A 17839-nucleotide genomic window follows, 5' to 3' on the forward strand; every position below is an offset into this window, starting at 1 on the left:
ACGATTAAGTTTCATTATTGAGTGGGAAAACATAGAAATTTAGTCAATTTTAAAAAGTGTTTAGACACTGATATAAATCAATTGAGGCGAGTAAAAATGAACACATTCAAAAAACTTAGTAAACTTTCTTTGGCTGTATCAATTTCCTTGGCGGCTAGTAATAGTTTCGCGCAAGAAGAAGAGTCAGATACCTTAGGGTTTGAACAAATTATTGTGACTGGTACACCCCAAGCCACCACAAAAATGAAGTCTAGTGTGTCAGTCAGTACAGTTGTTGCTGGAGATATTCAAGTTGCTACTCCGCGTACAACCGCTGAAATATTCAGAACGATTCCAGGTATTCGCTCTGAATCAACTGGCGGAGATGGTAATGCAAATATTGCAGTACGTGGATTGCCGGTAGCGGCCGGTGGTGCAAAGTTTTTACAATTGCAAGAAGATGGTTTACCTATAGTTCAGTTCGGTGATATTGCTTTTGGCAATGCGGATATTTTCTTACGTGCCGATTCTACTGTTGAGAGTATTCAGGCCATTCGTGGTGGTTCTGCATCTACTACAGCGAGTAATGCGCCAGGCGGTATTATCAACTTTTTAAGTAAGACCGGTGAGTCTGAAGGTGGTAGTGTTTCAGCTACTTTTGGGGTTGATTATGATTCCCTAAGAACCGATTTCGAATATGGTTCAGAATTGGCTGACGACTTAAGGTTTCACGTCGGTGGATTTGTACGAGAAGGTGAAGGGGCAAGAGACACCGGTTATTCTGGACAGTCTGGTGGTCAAATTAAGGCTAACATCACTAAGGATCTAGATAATGGATACGTGAGATTGTATTTCAAACATTTAGATGACAAAAGTACCGGATACTTACCCATGCCAATGTACGCCGATGGCTCGTCAATTCCAGGTTTTGATGCACAACAAGATACGCCACATTCAGTTTATCTATTAAACATGACTCGTTTAGATGGTGACAACAACATCAGTCGTTCAGACTTACGTGATGGTATGAACCCTGTGGTCAATGCTTTAGGTTTTGAAGCTGTTGTTGAACTTTCTGACGACTGGACCTTTGAAAATAGATTTAGAATCTCTGACATATCAGGCTCATTTGTTTCATTGTTTCCTGCTGAAGTTGTAAGCGCAGATGCTATGGCTGCTTCATTTGGCGAAGGTTCAAGCCTAAGTTATGCAAATGGCCCTATGGCAGGTCAAGCGTTCACTTCAAGCGCTAATGGTAATGGCTTAGCTATGCGCATTCATACTTTTGATGTGGACTTAAATGACATGGGTTCTCTAGTGAATGACATGAAGTTAACTCGCAATTTTGACAACATCTCAGTAAGCGCGGGTTATTATAAAGCTCGCCAAGAAATAAGTATGTCTTGGTTATGGAACTCTTACTTGATGGAAGTAAAAGGAGATAATGCCGCATTGTTAAACGTTTCAGATGCCGATGGAAATAGCCTAAGCGATAACGGTTTATACGCTTACGGTACGCCAGTTTGGGGTAACTGCTGTCAACGTAACTATGACTTAACTTATAATATTACCGCGCCTTACGTGGCTGTTTCTGCTGACTTAGGTGACCTCACTTTTGATGCGAGTTTCCGTCGTGACCAAGGTGATGCTGTAGGTACCTATGCCGGAGCTGTCACACAAACATTAGATATGAATGGTGATGGTGTTATTTCTGTTCCTGAGCAAAGTGTTGCAGGAATAGATAATGCTAACCCTTCTGTCGCCAACTATGACTGGAGTTACAATTCTTACTCAGTCGGTGCAAACTATTCATTTGATCGCGATAACTCAGTTTTCGCAAGGTTAAGCCGTGGTGGTCGCGCCAATGCAGACAGATTGGCATTTGGTAAAATTGCAGCCGATGGCAGCGTATCTAAAGAAGATACAATTGATTTAGTTGACCAAATAGAAATCGGTTACAAATATAGACAAAAAGATCTAGGTATATTTGTGACTGCATTTATGGCTGAAACCGAAGAGCAAAACTTCGAAGCTACTAGTCAAAAATTCTTTGACCGTGTTTATGAAGCAAGTGGCGTAGAAGTCGAGTTCGCTTATGATATTGATGCGTTGAGTTTCCAAGGTGGCTTTACTTGGACAGATGCTGAAATTACTCAAGATGCAGTAACTCCGGAAGTTGTAGGTAATACACCTCGTCGCCAAGCTGACCTTATTTATACATTAACAAGTACTTATAAACTGGATGAAGCCACAGTTGGTGTGAACTTAATTGGTACAACAGGCGCATATGCTCAAGACAGTAACGAGTTGAAATTTGATGCTTATACCCAAGTCAATGCTTTTGCTCAATACTTTATCACAGATGACTTTACCGTTAGTTTAAACGTTAATAATTTGTTTGATGTTGTAGGTATCACCGAAGCAGAAGAAGGTGCGGCGAGCCCAACAGATGTTATCCGTGCTAGAACGATTAACGGTCGCACGACGTCTGTAAATTTACGTTATAACTTCTAACCAATAACATTCGTTAAGCTACCAACCTGTAAAGTTAAGGTTGGTAGCGCTTTCAAGTGATTATACAAGAGTAACTGTAATGAATAATTCAAACGCTAATTTGTCTACCATAAAAATCTTGACCTATATGATGTTTATGATGTTCGCCATGACTACAGATGCAGTAGGAGTGATTATTCCCGAGATTATTAAGGAATTTAATCTATCCATGACTGCGGCTGGGGCTTTTCATTATGGACCTATGGCGGCTATTGCCATAAGTGGAATAGGTTTAGGCTTTTTGGCTGATAAATTTGGCCGCAAAGTAACCATTATTGCAGGCTTGGTGTTGTTTGCCGCGGCATGTGGCTTGTTTGCTTTGGGTCACTCATTTGGATTTTTCTTATTTTTATTAGTCATTTCTGGGTTAGCTATAGGTATTTTTAAGACCGGAGCGCTAGCGCTTATAGGCGATATATCTGACTCGACAGCAAGTCATACAAAAACTATGAATTTAGCGGAAGGTTTTTTTGGAATTGGCGCGATAATTGGGCCATTTATTGTGACCTATTTATTAACATCTGGTGTGAGTTGGAAGTATTTGTATGTGTTTGCCGGTGGCGTCTGCATAGTCTTATGTTTGATCGCCGCTAAAGTGAATTACCCTAAGACAGTGATTGAGTCCTCAGAGCCGATCAATTTATCTCGCACATTTGCATTACTTAAAGATCCATTTGCTCTCGGCTTTTCTGTAGTGATTATGTTGTACGTGGCTGCTGAAGCTGCCATATATGTTTGGATGCCTTTGCTGTTATCAGAATATACAGGCTCATTTGCTTGGGCTGCGACTTGGTCTCTGACGTTATTTTTTACTCTTAGGGCTGTCGGTCGTTTTTTAGCCGTTTGGCTTTTGAGTAAAATGAGTTGGGAAGTGGCTATGTTGCTGTTTTCTGGTGCTATATGTTTTTGTTATGTACTAAGTATGACTTTGGGCTTAGAAATTGCCGTGTTTTTACTGCCATTGTCTGGGTTATTTATGTCCATGATTTATCCTACTCTCAATTCAAAAGGTATTAGTTGCTTTCATAAATCTGAGCATGGTGCGATAGCGGGGGTTATTTTGTTCTTTACTGCTGCTGCTGCATCATTCGGCCCTCTATTGATGGGCGTATTTAGTGACATAATGGGAGGCCATGCAAAATATGGATTTTATATGGCTACCGTTTTTGCAGGATTACTTTTTGTAGCTATGATCTATAACTGGCTTAAAAAACCTGCGACCCAAAGACTTGCGCAGCAAAATATCTCTCAATATGGCAACCAATAGTTTAAGGTCATTAATCAATGGAAAATATACAGGTAGCAGTATTTGGTGAAGCGCTCATTGATATGATAAGTCAAGAGTCAGGCGTGTTCACTTCTCTTGTTGGTGGTTCGCCATTTAATGTTTGTCGGGCCTTGAGTCGCCAAAGTATTAATAGTTGGTATATGGCTCCAGTTTCGAGTGACACCTTAGGTAAAAAAATTGAAGCAGTTATCCTTAATGAAGGGGTTCATGCCCCTTTTTTAGGTCAATCAAATAAACCTACATCTATTGCCATTGTTACTCAAAGCAGCAGGGGATTACCGGCTTATACCTTATATCGAGATCAGGTAGCTGATTTCGATATTTCTGCATCAGAGATTATTCGTCACTTACCTACAAATCTCGGATTATTTCATACAGGCTCTTTGGTTCTAGTGCCTGAAAAACGAGAATTTTTGTTGACTATCTTTGCCTATTTGAAAGACAAAAATATACCAATTAGCATTGATATTAACATGCGTAAGATGACGACTGTGGACTTAAGGAGTTATCACGATACTGTTTTAGAAGTGATGCAATATGCTGACTACTTGAAGGTCAGTGATGAAGATTTGGAGACTTTGGGCATAAAAGATAATCACGAAGAGTATTGTCAAACATTAGCTAAAGACAAAGGTATGCGTTTAATTGCGCTAACCAAAGGTGAATTAGGAGCGTGTTTAATCAGCCAAGACTATAGTTTCGTAAGTCCTGTAATAAAGCCCGCTAATTTTGTGGATACTGTAGGGGCAGGAGACACTTTTTTTGCATCCTTAATTAGTTATGTGTTGCGTAATAAATTACAAACAGAAAATCTGACCGTTAGCACTCACTCGCTGTTTGAATCTGCGTTAAATTATGCACAAGTTGCCGCCAGTATTAATATTTCAAAGCAGGGGTGTCAGCCGCCGAATATTGATGAAATAAGTGTGTTTGCTAAATCACAAGATATTCCAATTTAAAACCTACCTTTTGAGTAAAAAGCTCAATCTATTTGAGGTAGGGTTTTTGTTGAATTTTTCTATCTTTCGAAACAAAGGGATAGTATAACAGTCCATGTTGATAAGTGGTCTATTAGAATGTGTTTAGCGGTTTTTGAACAAGCCGTCTGGAACCTAATTGAGACCCCCATGATTAGAAATTTGGTTCTAATGACGAGCGGCTAGATTACGTGCTTCTGAATCAAGCGCTAAAAACAAACCGATTAGGGCTAAAAAGGCTACCGGAATGACTGACTAGAAAGACGCCATTCCTGCATGCTGTTAGTAGAGTTCAGCATCCCAACACCGTCATGTCTGCATGCTGTTACCAAGTATCTATTCTTTAGCTATTAACTATAGGCTAGCTACTATTTACTGTTCCTACAGCCCTGGGTTTCGGGCCAAAAAATTCACCAGAATGAGGTGATGCAGGCTGTCGGTATATGGTAACTTGGATATTGCTGTGTATCGCGGTAAATCAAAAAAGCATTAATACAGAAACTATTAGCGCGAGTCATGAATGGTAAATTCTAAATTACCACTAACCTAAAACACCGTCATTCCTGCATGTAGTTAGCAGGAATCCAGCCCTTATGGTCTAAACATCAATTGAGACACCCATAACTGTGGACCTAACTTTATAGAGACCGCCATAGAGTTCAATCGTGGGTGTCTTTGTTATTCGTCTTTGTTATTCGGTGTCTTTGTTATTTTTTATTGCGAAATAATAGGTAGCTTGACTTTATATAGATGATGTTTAAAATCATCATATGTTTAAAACTTGGTAACGGAATGTAAATTTTATGTTCTTGCGCCTTGTTTTTTTAACTTGAAAGTCAAACGTTTGACTTTTGCGTTGTTTACGATAATAGAGTTCATTTAGGAGTTTGGAATATAATGGTATTAAAAAATATTCAAGCTGTAACAACGGGCCTCACACTTAGTGCGGCTTTGTTTGCAGGTCAGGCGTTAGCCGTAGATGCGGAAGGTTTAATCGGTAAAACGATTAAAATTGAATACGTAAAAAGCCCCGGTAGCTATCTTTGGACAACCAGTGGTGAAGCCGATATTTATATGACAGGTGATGGGTCCAGCGATAGTTTGTTTACCATACATGCTGGTAGCACTGAAGATAGTATTGCACTTTTTCATGTTAATAGTGGTAAGTATCTAAGCTGTCTTTGCGATATATTCAATGCTCCTATAAGACCTGTAAGTGATTCAATAGGTGAAAACGAATCCTTTGTGGTCACTGATCTAATAGATAAGATAGATTGGTCCCTAATCCTCAAGATATCTTTTCTCTCACAGCGGAAAACGACCGTGCACTGGTGAGAGGAAATAAGGTATTTAGAGCATTTGATTGGAATGCTGATCGTTATAATTGGAATGCAGCCGTTCGATACGAAGAAGCGGAAATACGCTTAGAAGATGAAATGTCGAACCTTGCGACAGATACTCAACAAAATTCATCGGATGTTGTTGAGTTTACAATGTCGGCAACGGTTACTGAAAGTCGCGACATACATTTCGATTTATATTCTTCTGATACGAATGAACTGGTTGCTAGCTTTGTCGAAACGATTGACTCGTCGGGGGCTAAGTCGTTTTCGTTTGAATTACCTCAAATTTACAGCGGTGACTATATTTGGTCTGTTTATATGACAGCCCAAGCAGATAACGCTCCCCTGACAGATGTTACAAAAATCGCTGTACAGATAGCTGGAGTAACAAAAGGTGACTTCGATTTTGATAATGACGTTGATTTAAACGACATTACATTATTTGAAGAAATGCTAGCATCGGGACAACTAATTGATGCTAAGTACGATTTTAATCTAGATGGTGAATTCTCTTCAGAAGACGTAACCGCACTTCGAGAGTTATGCACTTATGATAGTTGCGAAATCATACTGACATACCAAGAAAGAGTTGAGCAAAAAGTAGCTCAGTTACGCACGTTAATTGAAAAAGTTGAAAGTAAAGGGATTGACGTTACTCGCGACAAAATGGCTTTACATACTGCAGAAACGTTTGTCATTTGGGCTAACTGGGATGAAAAAAACAAAGTAGATATCGCTAAGTTTTATGAAAAACATCCACAAACTAAAGACGATACAGAGGCTGCGGCAGACGCTTTAGTAGTGAGGGAACGAGAAGGCGTTGAGGCAATACTAGACCAAGCCTTAGCAGAGTTAACTGCTGTTGATTTAGGTGAATTATCTAGGAAACCTGTTGTTTTAACCGATACGACCAAGGTTACAATTCAAGATGGAAAATTCATTCAAGATGGTCAGCCAGTCTTTTTAGGGGCTTACACTTGGAAGCCAGATGAAGAAGAAACCAACCAATACTGGGGCAACCTTAATAGTCACTATATTAGTCCTAATTTATTCACCAACAGTGATTGGGACTATTCTAGTTGGACATTTAATAACTATATTGATGCCGACAGCGATCATAGAATTGGTCAAACATTCATTGACCAAAATTTTCCTAAATGGATTGCGGATCTATATCCAGAAATTGACGATGCTCCGCGAATTTTCCACAACCATGATATCGATCATCCCTTTACAAAAACCGTTTACAGAAAATTATTCGAAACCGTCTTACCTGATTTAAAGGACAAGCGTAGCACTGAATTAGGCTACATGTTGTTTAATGAGCCGACTTACATCACGCAAAAAGACCACTGGAATAACGGAGTGCAGAAGATTAGACAGAATATCGATGATGCCAATTCTGCTACCAAGTCTGTTACTGAAGAAACCTTTAAGCGATTTAGGAATTGGTTAGAAAACAGACATGGCGATATCGCTACGTTAAATGAATTATGGGGGACTCATTTTACCAGTTTCGCCGACGTGTCAATTACGATCCCGATTGATGTGGCACTACAAGGCACACCTAAATGGTACGACTGGTGTCTGTTTAATATGTGGCGTGTAACCGACTGGTTTACTTTCATGAATAATGAAATTAAAGCCATCGACACTGATGCAAAAACCCACATTAAGCTAATGCCATGGTTGTGGAATGAAGATGGACGCCATCACGGAATGGACTTCGAGACCTTACTACGAATGGGCGACATTATCGGCTTCGATGCAGAGGCAGCCTACAGTGATATTTGGGGGCGTGAGGTTGAATGGGATGATGAATACTCCTTTGATTGGCAAAGTGCAATGATGAGCTTCGATTTCTTCAGCTCGGTACAGCCTGAGCAACTGTTATGGGATTCTGAAAACCACTTCTTCCATAGCTCTAAGTTCATGGAGCTCGACATCAACCCAGATTATGTCAAATCTATTTACTGGATGGCATTTACCCATGGTTTAACAGGGTCTTCTACATGGGTATGGACCCGCGAGGCGGACGGTAACTTTAGCAGTAATATACAAAGAGCGATGTCCAATGGTAACTATGACAAAGAATATATTGTTGATGTTACCCATCAACCCAAGGGATTACACGCGTTAACCAGAACCATGTTGGAAGCAAATGCGCATGCTAATGACTTAGTCTTGTTACAACGCCAAGAAAAACCAATCCGTGTTTTTTATTCAGAAACCAGTGCAATCAATCAGCCGGACCATATGAAGTACGTGCGTGATGCATACAAAGGACTTTACTTTGAGGGGATAGGATTAGGGTTTGCAACTGAGCGTATTTTAAATGAGCAAGATGCATGGGAAATGGTAGTAGTGTCAGGAGCAAAATATGTGACAGATACTGAATTTTCAGCGTTACAAAACTATTTGAACGAAGGGGGGACGGTGTTCATTGATGCAGATAGTCTGCAGTTTAACGAATACGGCGGGGCCCGTGATACTCAGTTATTTGTATCTAATGGCACATTAGTTTCTTTTAATAGTCATGAGGATTTGTTAGCAAAAGTACAATCGAGTGCCATAGCAAAAGAAATAGTGCCGAGTATAACCTTGTTAGAAGGAGCAGGGGCGACCTCTCACAAAACATTGGCTTGGAGAACCACTCAACGGGCTGATGGGTCTCACATTGTGTCGGTCACGAACACTGGTTATGCAGCTGTATCTTTCGGGTTTACGCCAAAAGTAGGAACCAGCATTGCTGGGGGGACGAACTTATTTACTGGAAATCAAGTCGATTTCAGTACGTTGAGTCTTGAGCCAATGGAAACAACATTTTTGCATGTAACACAAGAGATTGATTCAGGTGGCGGTTCAACGGTTGAGCTAGGAGATTGGGATGAAGACGGTGATGTGGATATTGATGATGTCAGAGGATTAATCGGCGCTATTCAAGCTCGGGAACAAGTTGACTTAGCGTTTGATGTAAATCAGGACGGCATTGTTAACGTACTTGATGCTCGTGTAATTATGAGTTTGTGTACTCGCGCTCGTTGTTCAACTCATTAATCAACTATTAGGAATGAAAATGAAAAGACTATTAGCAATACTGACTTTGTTTGTTGGACTTAACGTTCAAGCGGGAATAATCAGCCTCAATATAAGCGATGAGAATGTTAAATTAGACGATAGTGTCTTAGTGACACTGTCAGGTAGTGGCTTTGATCCATTTGACTCATTGTCTTTAGATATTGAGTTTGATACAAGCGTATTCAAGTTCGATGCACTATCTGTAGAAGGTGACTTACTTAATGCAGCGCCACTTATATTTGAGGTTACGGAACAGATGTTTGGTGTCGCCTTGACATTTGTGGATTTTGTCCCTTTTGCTGGCGGAAACTTCACGTTAGCGACATTTAATTTAACCGCCAATGCAGTGGGCAGTACACACTTTGTTTTGACCAATGCTATTGCCAGTGACTTTTTATCCGGACCTGTTCAGGCTGATGTCGTTAGCCGCTCAGCTTCAGCGGCGGTGGTCTCGGCACCGGCTACGGTCAGTTTGTTTATTATCGCATTGTTGTCCTTAGTTATTTTTAGAGCTAGAAATTAATTGCGTAAATAAAAGCTACTCGAATACTACCCATTAGTATTGAAAAGTAGCCGCTTAGCGAAAGTCTAATGGCATTGGCATAAAAGCGATGAAAGCAGTGATGATCCATCACTGCTTTTTTTGGGGCGCTGTGCCTGATACTGAAATACGTTAATATAAAGAGGATTTCTATATGGAAACATCACGTCCCAAAAACGCTAGGCGCTTGCAACGAGCATAAACGTTAGGTTTTGCACTGAGTGTTGTAGTGCGGGTTGGAATTAATCGCTAGCCAGTTGCTGTTTAATCTTCTCTATCAATTCTAGCATGGCTCGGTCAAACAGAGTTAACTGCTCAATGAAATCTAGGTTGTTTTCTTGCTTGTTATTGTAGATAACGGTTTCTACTGATTTAGCGAGCTTTGCTAAGTTATAGGCGCCGATATAGGTTAATGCGGGTAGGGTATCGTGAGTCAGTTTATAAATATTTTGATAGTTGCTGTGTTCAATTAGGGTGGTTAGGTTTTTAATTGCCGATTCTTTTTCAACAAAGTCTTTTAACAAGCTGGCGTAGGTTTCTTCATCAATAAACAACTTTTGCATGGCAAGTTGTTGATCCATTATTAACAGCGCATCGATAGGTAGTAAGTTTGTTTGCTGTTTATTGTTTTCTTGTAAAATAGCAGCATCAGGTGTACATGCCTTAGCCGTGGTCAGTAAGATTTCTTTAAGTACCTGATAAAAATATTCGGGGTCGATAGGTTTGGTGATGTAGGCGGTCATACCCATAGCCGTGCTTTTCTCTATGTCTTTTTTCATTGCGTTGGCGGTCATAGCAATAATCGGCTGGGTGAAACCTAAGTCATCGTGCAATATAGAGGTGGCCGTGAAACCGTCCATTTCAGGCATTTGTATGTCCATTAAAATACAATCAAAATATCCTTGAGACTTAACCGCATTAACTACCTCTAGGCCATTTTCAACCAAAACGACTTGCGCGTTTGTAAATTTCAAAAAACCTAACGCTACTTTTTGATTTAACTTGTTATCTTCGGCCAATAAAATACGTTTATTGCTTAAGTCAGGCACATTCTTCAGTGCGGACAATTGAGCAGGTGGTTTGGGGGTAACGTTTAATGCCACTTCCTGTAATTTATTAAGTAACTGGTTAGCACTAAAGGGTTTTTCGATAAAGCCTTTAATGCCCAAGTGATTAGCTTGTTGTTGCATATGTGCAAAGTCAAATGCAGACAACATAATGATTTTGGGTTTGTTAGTATTGAACTCTTGATTGATAATTGCGGTGACCTGAAGGCCATCAATGTCTGGCATTTTCCAGTCTAGTATTAATACATCATAAGGATTGTGTTTAGATGCAGCTAGTCGCAATTTGTTTAATGTTTCTTGTCCTCCATTTGCTAAATCAGGGGTTATATTCGCTTCTAGTAAACTCTCGGCTATTACTTGACGAGACAAGTTAACATCGTCTGCGACCAATACTCGTAGTTTAGACAATTGTTCAGAAAGCGGCTCATTGTATTGGTTTTTATCTTCTTTTGTTGGCCAAGTAAAATAGAAGGTTGAACCCGTTCCAATTTGACTTTCCACCCAGATATTGCCGCCCATCAATTCGACAAGTTGTTTGCAAATTGTCAGTCCTAGCCCGGTCCCACCGTACTTACGAGAAATAGATTCATCCACTTGAGCGAAAGATTTAAACAAGCCGTCTATTTGACTTTGACTGAGCCCAATGCCGGTATCTTTGACCGCAAACTCTAGAAACTCTGTTTGTCCGATAACTTTGTTTTTGACGGTGACAGAAACTAAGCCTTGCTCGGTAAATTTAACGGCGTTGCTGAGTAAGTTAACCAGCACTTGTTGTATTCTTAACTCGTCGCCTTGCAAGTGAATAGGCACATCTCGCGCAATATGTTGGATCAGTTCGATGTTTTTTTGCTGAGCCCTAATCGATTGCAATCGAATAGATTGACTAACGATTTTGTCTAACTGGAAACTAGTGGTTTCAATGTCTAACTTGCCAGCTTCAATTTTAGAAAAATCCAAAATGTCGTTTATAACACCAAGTAAAGAATTTGAAGCTTCGTCTATTTGCTGCAAATTTGTGATGTCTTCATTGGATTCTGCTGACCTTTGCATCAACTTTGTTAAGCCCGATATAGCATTGATTGGGGTGCGAATTTCGTGGCTCATACGGGCTAAAAAGTCTGATTTGGCTTGAGTTGCCAATTTAAGTTCTTGGGCGTTGCGATTAAGTTGTGCTCTTTGCTTACGAGTGCGAATTAATAACACTATGACGAGCAGCAAAGCAGCAAAAACAGTTAAGGTAAAATAAAGTTGATAAAGGTTATGTTGATTTTGGATTAGGCTTTTCTGTAGTTGTAACTCGTTTTCCTTTTGCAATAACTTAATGGCTTTGTTTTTCTCGAATACCTCAAGTCGGACGTTATTGATTGCCAATAATTGCGCTTGTTTCTGATTAAAACTTTGTTTGTACATGGCGTTGTATTGTTTTAAAAACTTAAGTTCAGAATCACTATTTCCGGTTTTATCGCTGAGTTCAATAAGTTTCTCTAAAATTTGTAAATATTGGATTTTATCTTTTTTGAGGGGCTCACTTTCTAAGCTTTTTTCTAATTCGGCTACTGCTGCATTAATATTGTCTTGTAGTTGATAAATGTCGGCCCGCAGTAATAAACGAGGGACTTCATTTTGTAAATAATCTATCTTTCTGTCAGCTTTTATTGACTGACTTATTCTTTTCAATCCACCCTCTACATCGCCTTGTGCGACATTTATTTGTGCAATTAAAAGGTAAAGTACGCCAATAAATGGGAAGTCAGCTTGTTCTAGTATTTTTTCTGAAATAGCAGTGTTAACAATAGCGTCTTGCATTTGGTTTAACTTAGATTGAGCAAATGCAATCCGAAAATAGGCTAGCCCTTCATGGGTTGTATTTTCATATTTTTGGGCAGCTGAAAGCAGCAGGTAGGCATTGTGAAGGATACTTTGATAATCATTCAATGAGGTGTAAACGTTGATCAGAGAGCTATATACTCTTAGCACCTCGGGGCTTTGTAATTCATCAAAAATCTCAAACGATTTATTTAGTGCCGCTAATGCCCTGCCGTACTCACCTATTATATCGAGGACAGCGCCTTCTAACCGATAAGATTCTGCTATTTGCAGCATATTTTTAGTATTACTGGCCTTTAAGCGTGCAGCCAACAGTTTTTCATAAGTGTCTTTTAGATCGAGTGCTAACAAACTCTTGTAGGCGAGTAAATTTAAAAACGTACTTTCGTAGTAATCATCGGGGTGACTAGCAAAATGACTGGTGAAGTATTCAATTTTGGCCGTTGCCGCCGAGGAGTTACTTTGTAGGTGGGCTGACAATTCTTTCAGTTCTTCAGTTAAGTTCTCATCATATCCTGCATAAATATGAGGTGAACTTAGGCAAAAAACAAAGAAGCTGCAGCGCACCGCAAATTTTAGTCGTTTTGTAAAAGTACTCGTCTTCATTTTCTAATAAGATTGGGTCTTAATGGCTTTGCCAGAATCTTCATATCGCTTTCGTACTGCGTCCCAATCTTTAGTTTTGATAATTTCAATGTCTTCTTCAGCAAGGCCATAATCTGTCGCTGTGGCTACGGGGTTCGCCAGATACGCTTCTTTAAGCTGTGCGTTAGTATCTAACTCGTGTAAAAAATCTAGTAATGAATTTGACATTTTATACTCCTTTTTGTGGGTTTTATGTTGGTATATTCTTATTGTTTCGGTAACTATCTACTTTTTCTTGAGATAATCCAAGCTTTTCTAAACGGCTTTGGTTATAACGGGGTAAGCCTAGGGATGGTATGACTAGCGTTGATATTAGCGTGGGCTTGCAATTTACTAACTCGCGTAATGCAAAACGCTCAATTCTTGGAGCATACAGTGGCATAGTTGCGGCTTCATATAAGATAACTTCATGTTCGCTAGGGTACCTTTGCAATAGTATTTCTTGGTAGAGCGTTAAACCTGCTTGGCAATGTTCTGCGTTTAGAATACTCAGTGAGGGGACGCCCGCTAAGCCAATTTGCCAAATAATTTGCGTCATGTGGGGGTCGAGCTGATAGTCTCGAAACAAAAATTGTGTGGCTTCATAGGATTGGCAACCAAATTGCGCTGGGTCGATGCCTAAGTCTGCAATTAGGCAATCTTCTGCAGATATGCCCGGTAGCATTTCGGCCCGTAAACCTAACGCTTGTACTTGTTTAATGGCAGCATGAGATGGGTTAACGAATACCTCTGGTGACCATAAAAGGCGGCACATACTTTATGCCCTGCTTTAACCGCATTGACAATACGGTCGGTCATTTGTTGGTAAGTCGTCGCTCGTGATTTTCCGGCCTGATAGAGGTCATCTAATCCTACTGTATTAGCATTTAGTTTTTGAACGACATTTTCGCCAATTATATTGCTAATTCCGGTAAATACAATATCCGCATTTTCAATATAACTCTGAGCCATTAGGGTCATCTGGCCCGCAACACTAATGCCTGTTCCTACTACGACTAATGAGCCTTGTTGTTTTGCTGACATAAAGCTTTTGTTCAGTTTTTCAGTGTAGTTGACAATACCAGTACTGAGTTGTCAAAAATAGTGAATTTTTACAGTAGGTTAACTAAATCAAAAATTTTAGCTAAGTGTGGCCAATTCGAAACCAATGAATATTAAATGACATCACTACTTGATAAGTAACGCGTAATACACATGGCCTACAGGCAATGGTGCTGGTATCAAGGGTAGCGAATGTAACAAATGTAAAAGTACTACTATTCTGGATTAAACTTAATGAGAATGTTTCTTATTTGCAATATTGATAACTAATAGGAACTTTTCTTGAAAAAACTCGTATTCGTCGGTGCCATTTGCACATTACCCACTACTACTTTATTTGCTGAAACTGTTGATGCTGAAGATAGTGTATTGGTGGAAAAAATTTCGGTTGTAGGTGCCGCCACCAACTTAAGTATTACCGCAGAAGATCTCGAACAGTATCAAGCCAATGATCTAGCCGGTATTTTCAAGCATTCACCTTCTGTGAGCGTCGGCGGCTCGGTGGGTGTTGCACAGAAAATTTACATACGTGGTTTAGAGGATTCGTTCTTAAACGTAACGGTCGATGGGGCACAACAAACCTCTACCTTGTTTCATCATATTGGGCGGGTGACGATTGACCCTGATTTACTGCAGCAAATAGATGTTCAAGCCGGTGCTGGTGAAGCCACTAGTGGACCTGGAGCTATTGGTGGCTCAATCCGATTTAAGACTAAAGATGCGAATGACTTACTGCAAGACGAAGAGAGATTCGGTGGCAGAGTTAAAGCGAGTTACTTTTCAAATGACGGGACTCGCTATAGCGGCAGTGTGTATGGCAAATTAAGCGATTCATGGGGTGTTTTAGGTTACTACAGCACAATTAATCGTAATAACATGGAAGATGGTGACGGTAATGAAATTTACGGCACCGCGGCAGACCAAGATATGCTATTTGTCAAAGTCAGCGGTGATATTGGCGATAATCACTTTTTGTCACTGAGTGTGGAACAGCGTGATGAAAAAGGCGAGTTTTCTGCCCGTCCTAACTGGGTGGTGTTAGAAGGAGCTGCACTTTATCCTAGCGCAGCGCAGCGCGATACTTACGTTGCAAATTATCGTTTTGACTACAATGCAATGCTCAATCTTGAAGCAACGGCCTATCAAACAACGTCCTCTTTTCGTGGTGGCCGTTTTGACTGGTTAGCTGATATCGATACTTATGGTTTTGATTTGCGCAACACCAGCGAAACCTCGCAGCACAAGTTTGTGTACGGGGTCGATTATCGTAGCGATGAAGTGACAAGTGGCTCAGCTGCAGGACCTGTTGAAAATGCTGAAGAAGGAAGTGTTTTGGGGATCTACGCCCAAGGTTACAGTGACCTTACAGCTGATTTATTGCTAAGTTACGGCGTACGTTTTGATGACTATGACTTTCAACAAAGAATACTGATTGATGAATATTATGGCGATCCGGTAACCGATGAGCCTGCTTCATTAAAAGATTCTGAGATCAGCTTCAACGTTGGTCTTGCCTATGAACTAAGCGAAGATTGGACATTAGGTTTAGGCTATGCCCAAGCCGCGCGTGGCAAACAAATTGGTGATGGTTTTACGATCGATGGTTATCTTTACGACGGCTCGGATATCCCTGTTGTTGCTGAAGATTTAGTTCCAGAAACAGTGGAAAATATAGAAGCCTCTATCGAATACCATGGCAATCATTTAAACGCCAAATTGAGTATTTATGACTCGTCACTTGACGACGTGATTTTTGAAGGTTACGAAGGCAATTCGGTATTCAATAACATTGGAACACTAGATACAAACGGGGTGGAGTTTGATCTGGCTTATACTTGGAAACGGGTAGAATTGTTCCTAGGTTTCTCTAGTGCTGATACAGAGTTAGTGCCAAGGGATGGTTTGTATGATGTAGATTATTCTTCTATTGCAATTAATGGCTATGAGTTTGTTGGCTTAGGTAATAGCCGAGGCAATACTTGGGTTGCTGGTGTCGATTATGAATTGAATTCAGCTACATCTTTTGGCGTAAACATCACAAAAGTGGACTCGATTGACATAGATACATTGCACCAAGCTGTTGACTTGCAGTGGACGGATTCGATATATCGATTAAATAAACCGAGCTACACCACAGTTGATGCGTATGCCCAATGGCAAGCGACGAATAGCATACTGGTTAATTTTGCCGTGGCTAACTTATTTAACGAGCAATACATCGATCATTCCAGCGTAGGTGATTACAGTGAAGTATTTCCCTCTGTTATAGGTCCACATGAAGCAGGTAGGGACATTAGACTATCTGTGTCTTATGACTTCTAAGATTAATCAGTAGTCATGACTTTACAATCATTTAAAAGATGGGTCTTTTGGGCCCATCTTGTGACGGGAATAGTTGCTGGTTTATTTATATTTTTCATGTCTTTTAGTGGCGTGCTATTGACGTATGAAAGACAAATAAAAGAGCTAAGTGAGATGCGCTATACGGTGGCACCCTCGTCATCATCTTCTTCTTCGCGTATTACGACTGATAGGGTAGTCGATATTTTACAGCAGTTAAAACCCGAACAACCTCATATTTATGTGCGTTGGGTCAATCGAGAGGGCGCGGCAATACCTGCTTGGGCAGGAAAATATAGCTATTTACTGCACCCTTATACGGGCGAAATACTGCGCCAAGGCGAAGGAATGGCTGCCGATTTTTTTCATGTTATTACCGACTTTCATCGTTATTTGTTACTTGAAGGAGGCGCGCGTAGCATAGGCAAAAATATAACCGCTTATGCCAATCTTGTATTTATATTCTTACTAGTGAGTGGTGCCTATTTATGGTTGCCAAAGCGTTTCAGTTTTACTGCTCTTAAACAGTATTTAATCTTGCCTCGTCGATACAGCAACGCGCACCACCGCAATCGCCAGTGGCACTTAGTGTTCGGAATTTGGTCTTTCCCCCTTTTGTTGGTGATTGCCTTGACCGCCACCATTTTCCATTTTTCTTGGGCTAACAAAGCCTTGTATGGTGCATTTGGTGAAACCGTGCCCCAGCGAGAAAAGCATGCAGAAGTCACGACCTTGGCGGCAGGTCTTACCCCTTATGAAACGCTGTTTAACAAAGCAAAATTACACGCTAATCATAATGGTTATAGTGATTGGTATTCTATGTGGATGGAAATAGGGGAAGAAAAAATGAAGCCCGTTTTTATATCGACAAAAGTATTGGCCATAGGCAAGAGTTAGCGTATTCCTTGTATTTTGATACCGTTAGTGGAGATGCGATCAAGGTGTTACGTAAAGAGGATTGGTCGAAAGGGGGACAAGCTTGGGGCACCGCTAGGTTTTTACACACGGGAGAATACTTTGGTTTCATTGGTCAGACAGTTGCAGGCTTGGTTTCGCTGCTGGCTTGCATCTTAGTGTACACAGGCATCATTCTCGCTTGGCGACGTTTAGTTACTTTACCGTTGCAGCGTCGTCGAGAGAACGAAGCGTAGATTGGGCCA

At 40.5% G+C, this 17839-nt stretch carries 11 protein-coding genes and 1 pseudogene; 8 read left to right on the forward strand and 4 right to left on the reverse strand.

Annotated elements, in window-relative coordinates; translation table 11 throughout:
• Positions 1-96: 96 nt before the first annotated feature.
• The 6 genes from RS130_RS08175 (at position 97) to RS130_RS08200 (ending at position 9741) form a co-directional block, all read left to right on the forward strand.
• Entirely contained in the window at positions 97-2493 is a 2397-nt protein-coding gene (locus RS130_RS08175; protein WP_316025543.1) for a TonB-dependent receptor domain-containing protein, read from the forward strand.
• Positions 2494-2572: 79 nt separating this feature from the next.
• A complete protein-coding gene (locus RS130_RS08180) occupies positions 2573-3799 on the forward strand; it encodes an MFS transporter (protein WP_316025544.1) in 1227 nt (408 codons plus the stop codon).
• Between the two features lie 17 nt (positions 3800-3816).
• Positions 3817-4779, forward strand: coding sequence for a PfkB family carbohydrate kinase (locus tag RS130_RS08185; protein ID WP_316025545.1), 963 nt, complete (start codon positions 3817-3819; stop codon positions 4777-4779).
• A 915-nt stretch (positions 4780-5694) separates the two neighbouring features.
• On the forward strand, positions 5695-6132 hold the full coding sequence (locus RS130_RS08190; RefSeq protein WP_316025546.1) for a hypothetical protein: 438 nt from the start codon (positions 5695-5697) through the stop codon (positions 6130-6132).
• Positions 6072-9197, forward strand: coding sequence for an alpha-amylase family protein (locus RS130_RS08195; protein ID WP_316025547.1), 3126 nt, complete (start codon positions 6072-6074; stop codon positions 9195-9197). Before RS130_RS08190 ends, RS130_RS08195 begins: the two co-directional genes overlap by 61 nt.
• Before the next feature lie 19 nt (positions 9198-9216).
• Positions 9217-9741 (forward strand): hypothetical protein, encoded by a 525-nt coding sequence (locus RS130_RS08200; protein WP_316025548.1) that lies wholly within the window; start codon positions 9217-9219, stop codon positions 9739-9741.
• Positions 9742-10001: 260 nt separating this feature from the next.
• Here RS130_RS08200 and RS130_RS08205 read toward each other — a convergent pair whose 3' ends face one another.
• The 4 genes from RS130_RS08205 to RS130_RS08220 are packed head-to-tail and all read right to left on the reverse strand — an operon-like array spanning position 10002 to position 14321.
• A complete protein-coding gene (locus RS130_RS08205; RefSeq protein ID WP_316025549.1) occupies positions 10002-13259 on the reverse strand; it encodes a tetratricopeptide repeat-containing hybrid sensor histidine kinase/response regulator in 3258 nt (1085 codons plus the stop codon).
• A 3-nt stretch (positions 13260-13262) separates the two neighbouring features.
• Complete coding sequence (locus RS130_RS08210; protein ID WP_316025550.1) at positions 13263-13466, reverse strand: hypothetical protein; 204 nt, start codon at positions 13464-13466, stop codon at positions 13263-13265.
• 22 nt (positions 13467-13488) lie between these two features.
• Positions 13489-14052 carry an SAM-dependent methyltransferase gene (locus RS130_RS08215; protein ID WP_316025551.1) on the reverse strand — a complete coding sequence of 188 codons (564 nt, stop codon included), beginning with the start codon at positions 14050-14052 and terminating at the stop codon, positions 13489-13491.
• Positions 13977-14321 (reverse strand): SAM-dependent methyltransferase, encoded by a 345-nt coding sequence (locus tag RS130_RS08220; protein WP_316025552.1) that lies wholly within the window; start codon positions 14319-14321, stop codon positions 13977-13979. The genes RS130_RS08215 and RS130_RS08220 overlap by 76 nt, the downstream gene beginning before the upstream one ends.
• 300 nt (positions 14322-14621) lie before the next feature.
• On the opposite strand from RS130_RS08220, the gene RS130_RS08225 reads away from it, so the two are divergent.
• Both RS130_RS08225 and RS130_RS08230 read left to right on the forward strand, forming a co-directional pair.
• Positions 14622-16661, forward strand: a complete 2040-nt coding sequence (locus tag RS130_RS08225) for a TonB-dependent receptor domain-containing protein (RefSeq protein ID WP_316025553.1) — start codon at positions 14622-14624, stop codon at positions 16659-16661.
• A 15-nt stretch (positions 16662-16676) separates the two neighbouring features.
• Positions 16677-17830: pseudogene (locus tag RS130_RS08230) on the forward strand (PepSY-associated TM helix domain-containing protein).
• Positions 17831-17839: the final 9 nt, after the last annotated feature.

Origin of the sequence: Paraglaciecola aquimarina (assembly GCF_032464635.1) — a bacterium.
GTDB classification, from domain to species: domain Bacteria; phylum Pseudomonadota; class Gammaproteobacteria; order Enterobacterales; family Alteromonadaceae; genus Paraglaciecola; species Paraglaciecola aquimarina.

Bases quoted from the DNA above. Each gene is read 5' to 3' on its own strand.
- RS130_RS08175 (WP_316025543.1), top strand. From the start codon at position 97: ATGAACACATTCAAAAAACTTAGTAAACTTTCTTTGGCTGTATCAATT.
- RS130_RS08180 (WP_316025544.1), top strand. From the start codon at position 2,573: ATGAATAATTCAAACGCTAATTTGTCTACCATAAAAATCTTGACCTAT.
- RS130_RS08185 (WP_316025545.1), top strand. From the start codon at position 3,817: ATGGAAAATATACAGGTAGCAGTATTTGGTGAAGCGCTCATTGATATG.
- RS130_RS08190 (WP_316025546.1), top strand. From the start codon at position 5,695: ATGGTATTAAAAAATATTCAAGCTGTAACAACGGGCCTCACACTTAGT.
- RS130_RS08200 (WP_316025548.1), top strand. From the start codon at position 9,217: ATGAAAAGACTATTAGCAATACTGACTTTGTTTGTTGGACTTAACGTT.
- RS130_RS08205 (WP_316025549.1), bottom strand. From the start codon at position 13,259: ATGAAGACGAGTACTTTTACAAAACGACTAAAATTTGCGGTGCGCTGC.
- RS130_RS08210 (WP_316025550.1), bottom strand. From the start codon at position 13,466: ATGTCAAATTCATTACTAGATTTTTTACACGAGTTAGATACTAACGCA.
- RS130_RS08215 (WP_316025551.1), bottom strand. From the start codon at position 14,052: ATGTGCCGCCTTTTATGGTCACCAGAGGTATTCGTTAACCCATCTCAT.
- RS130_RS08220 (WP_316025552.1), bottom strand. From the start codon at position 14,321: ATGTCAGCAAAACAACAAGGCTCATTAGTCGTAGTAGGAACAGGCATT.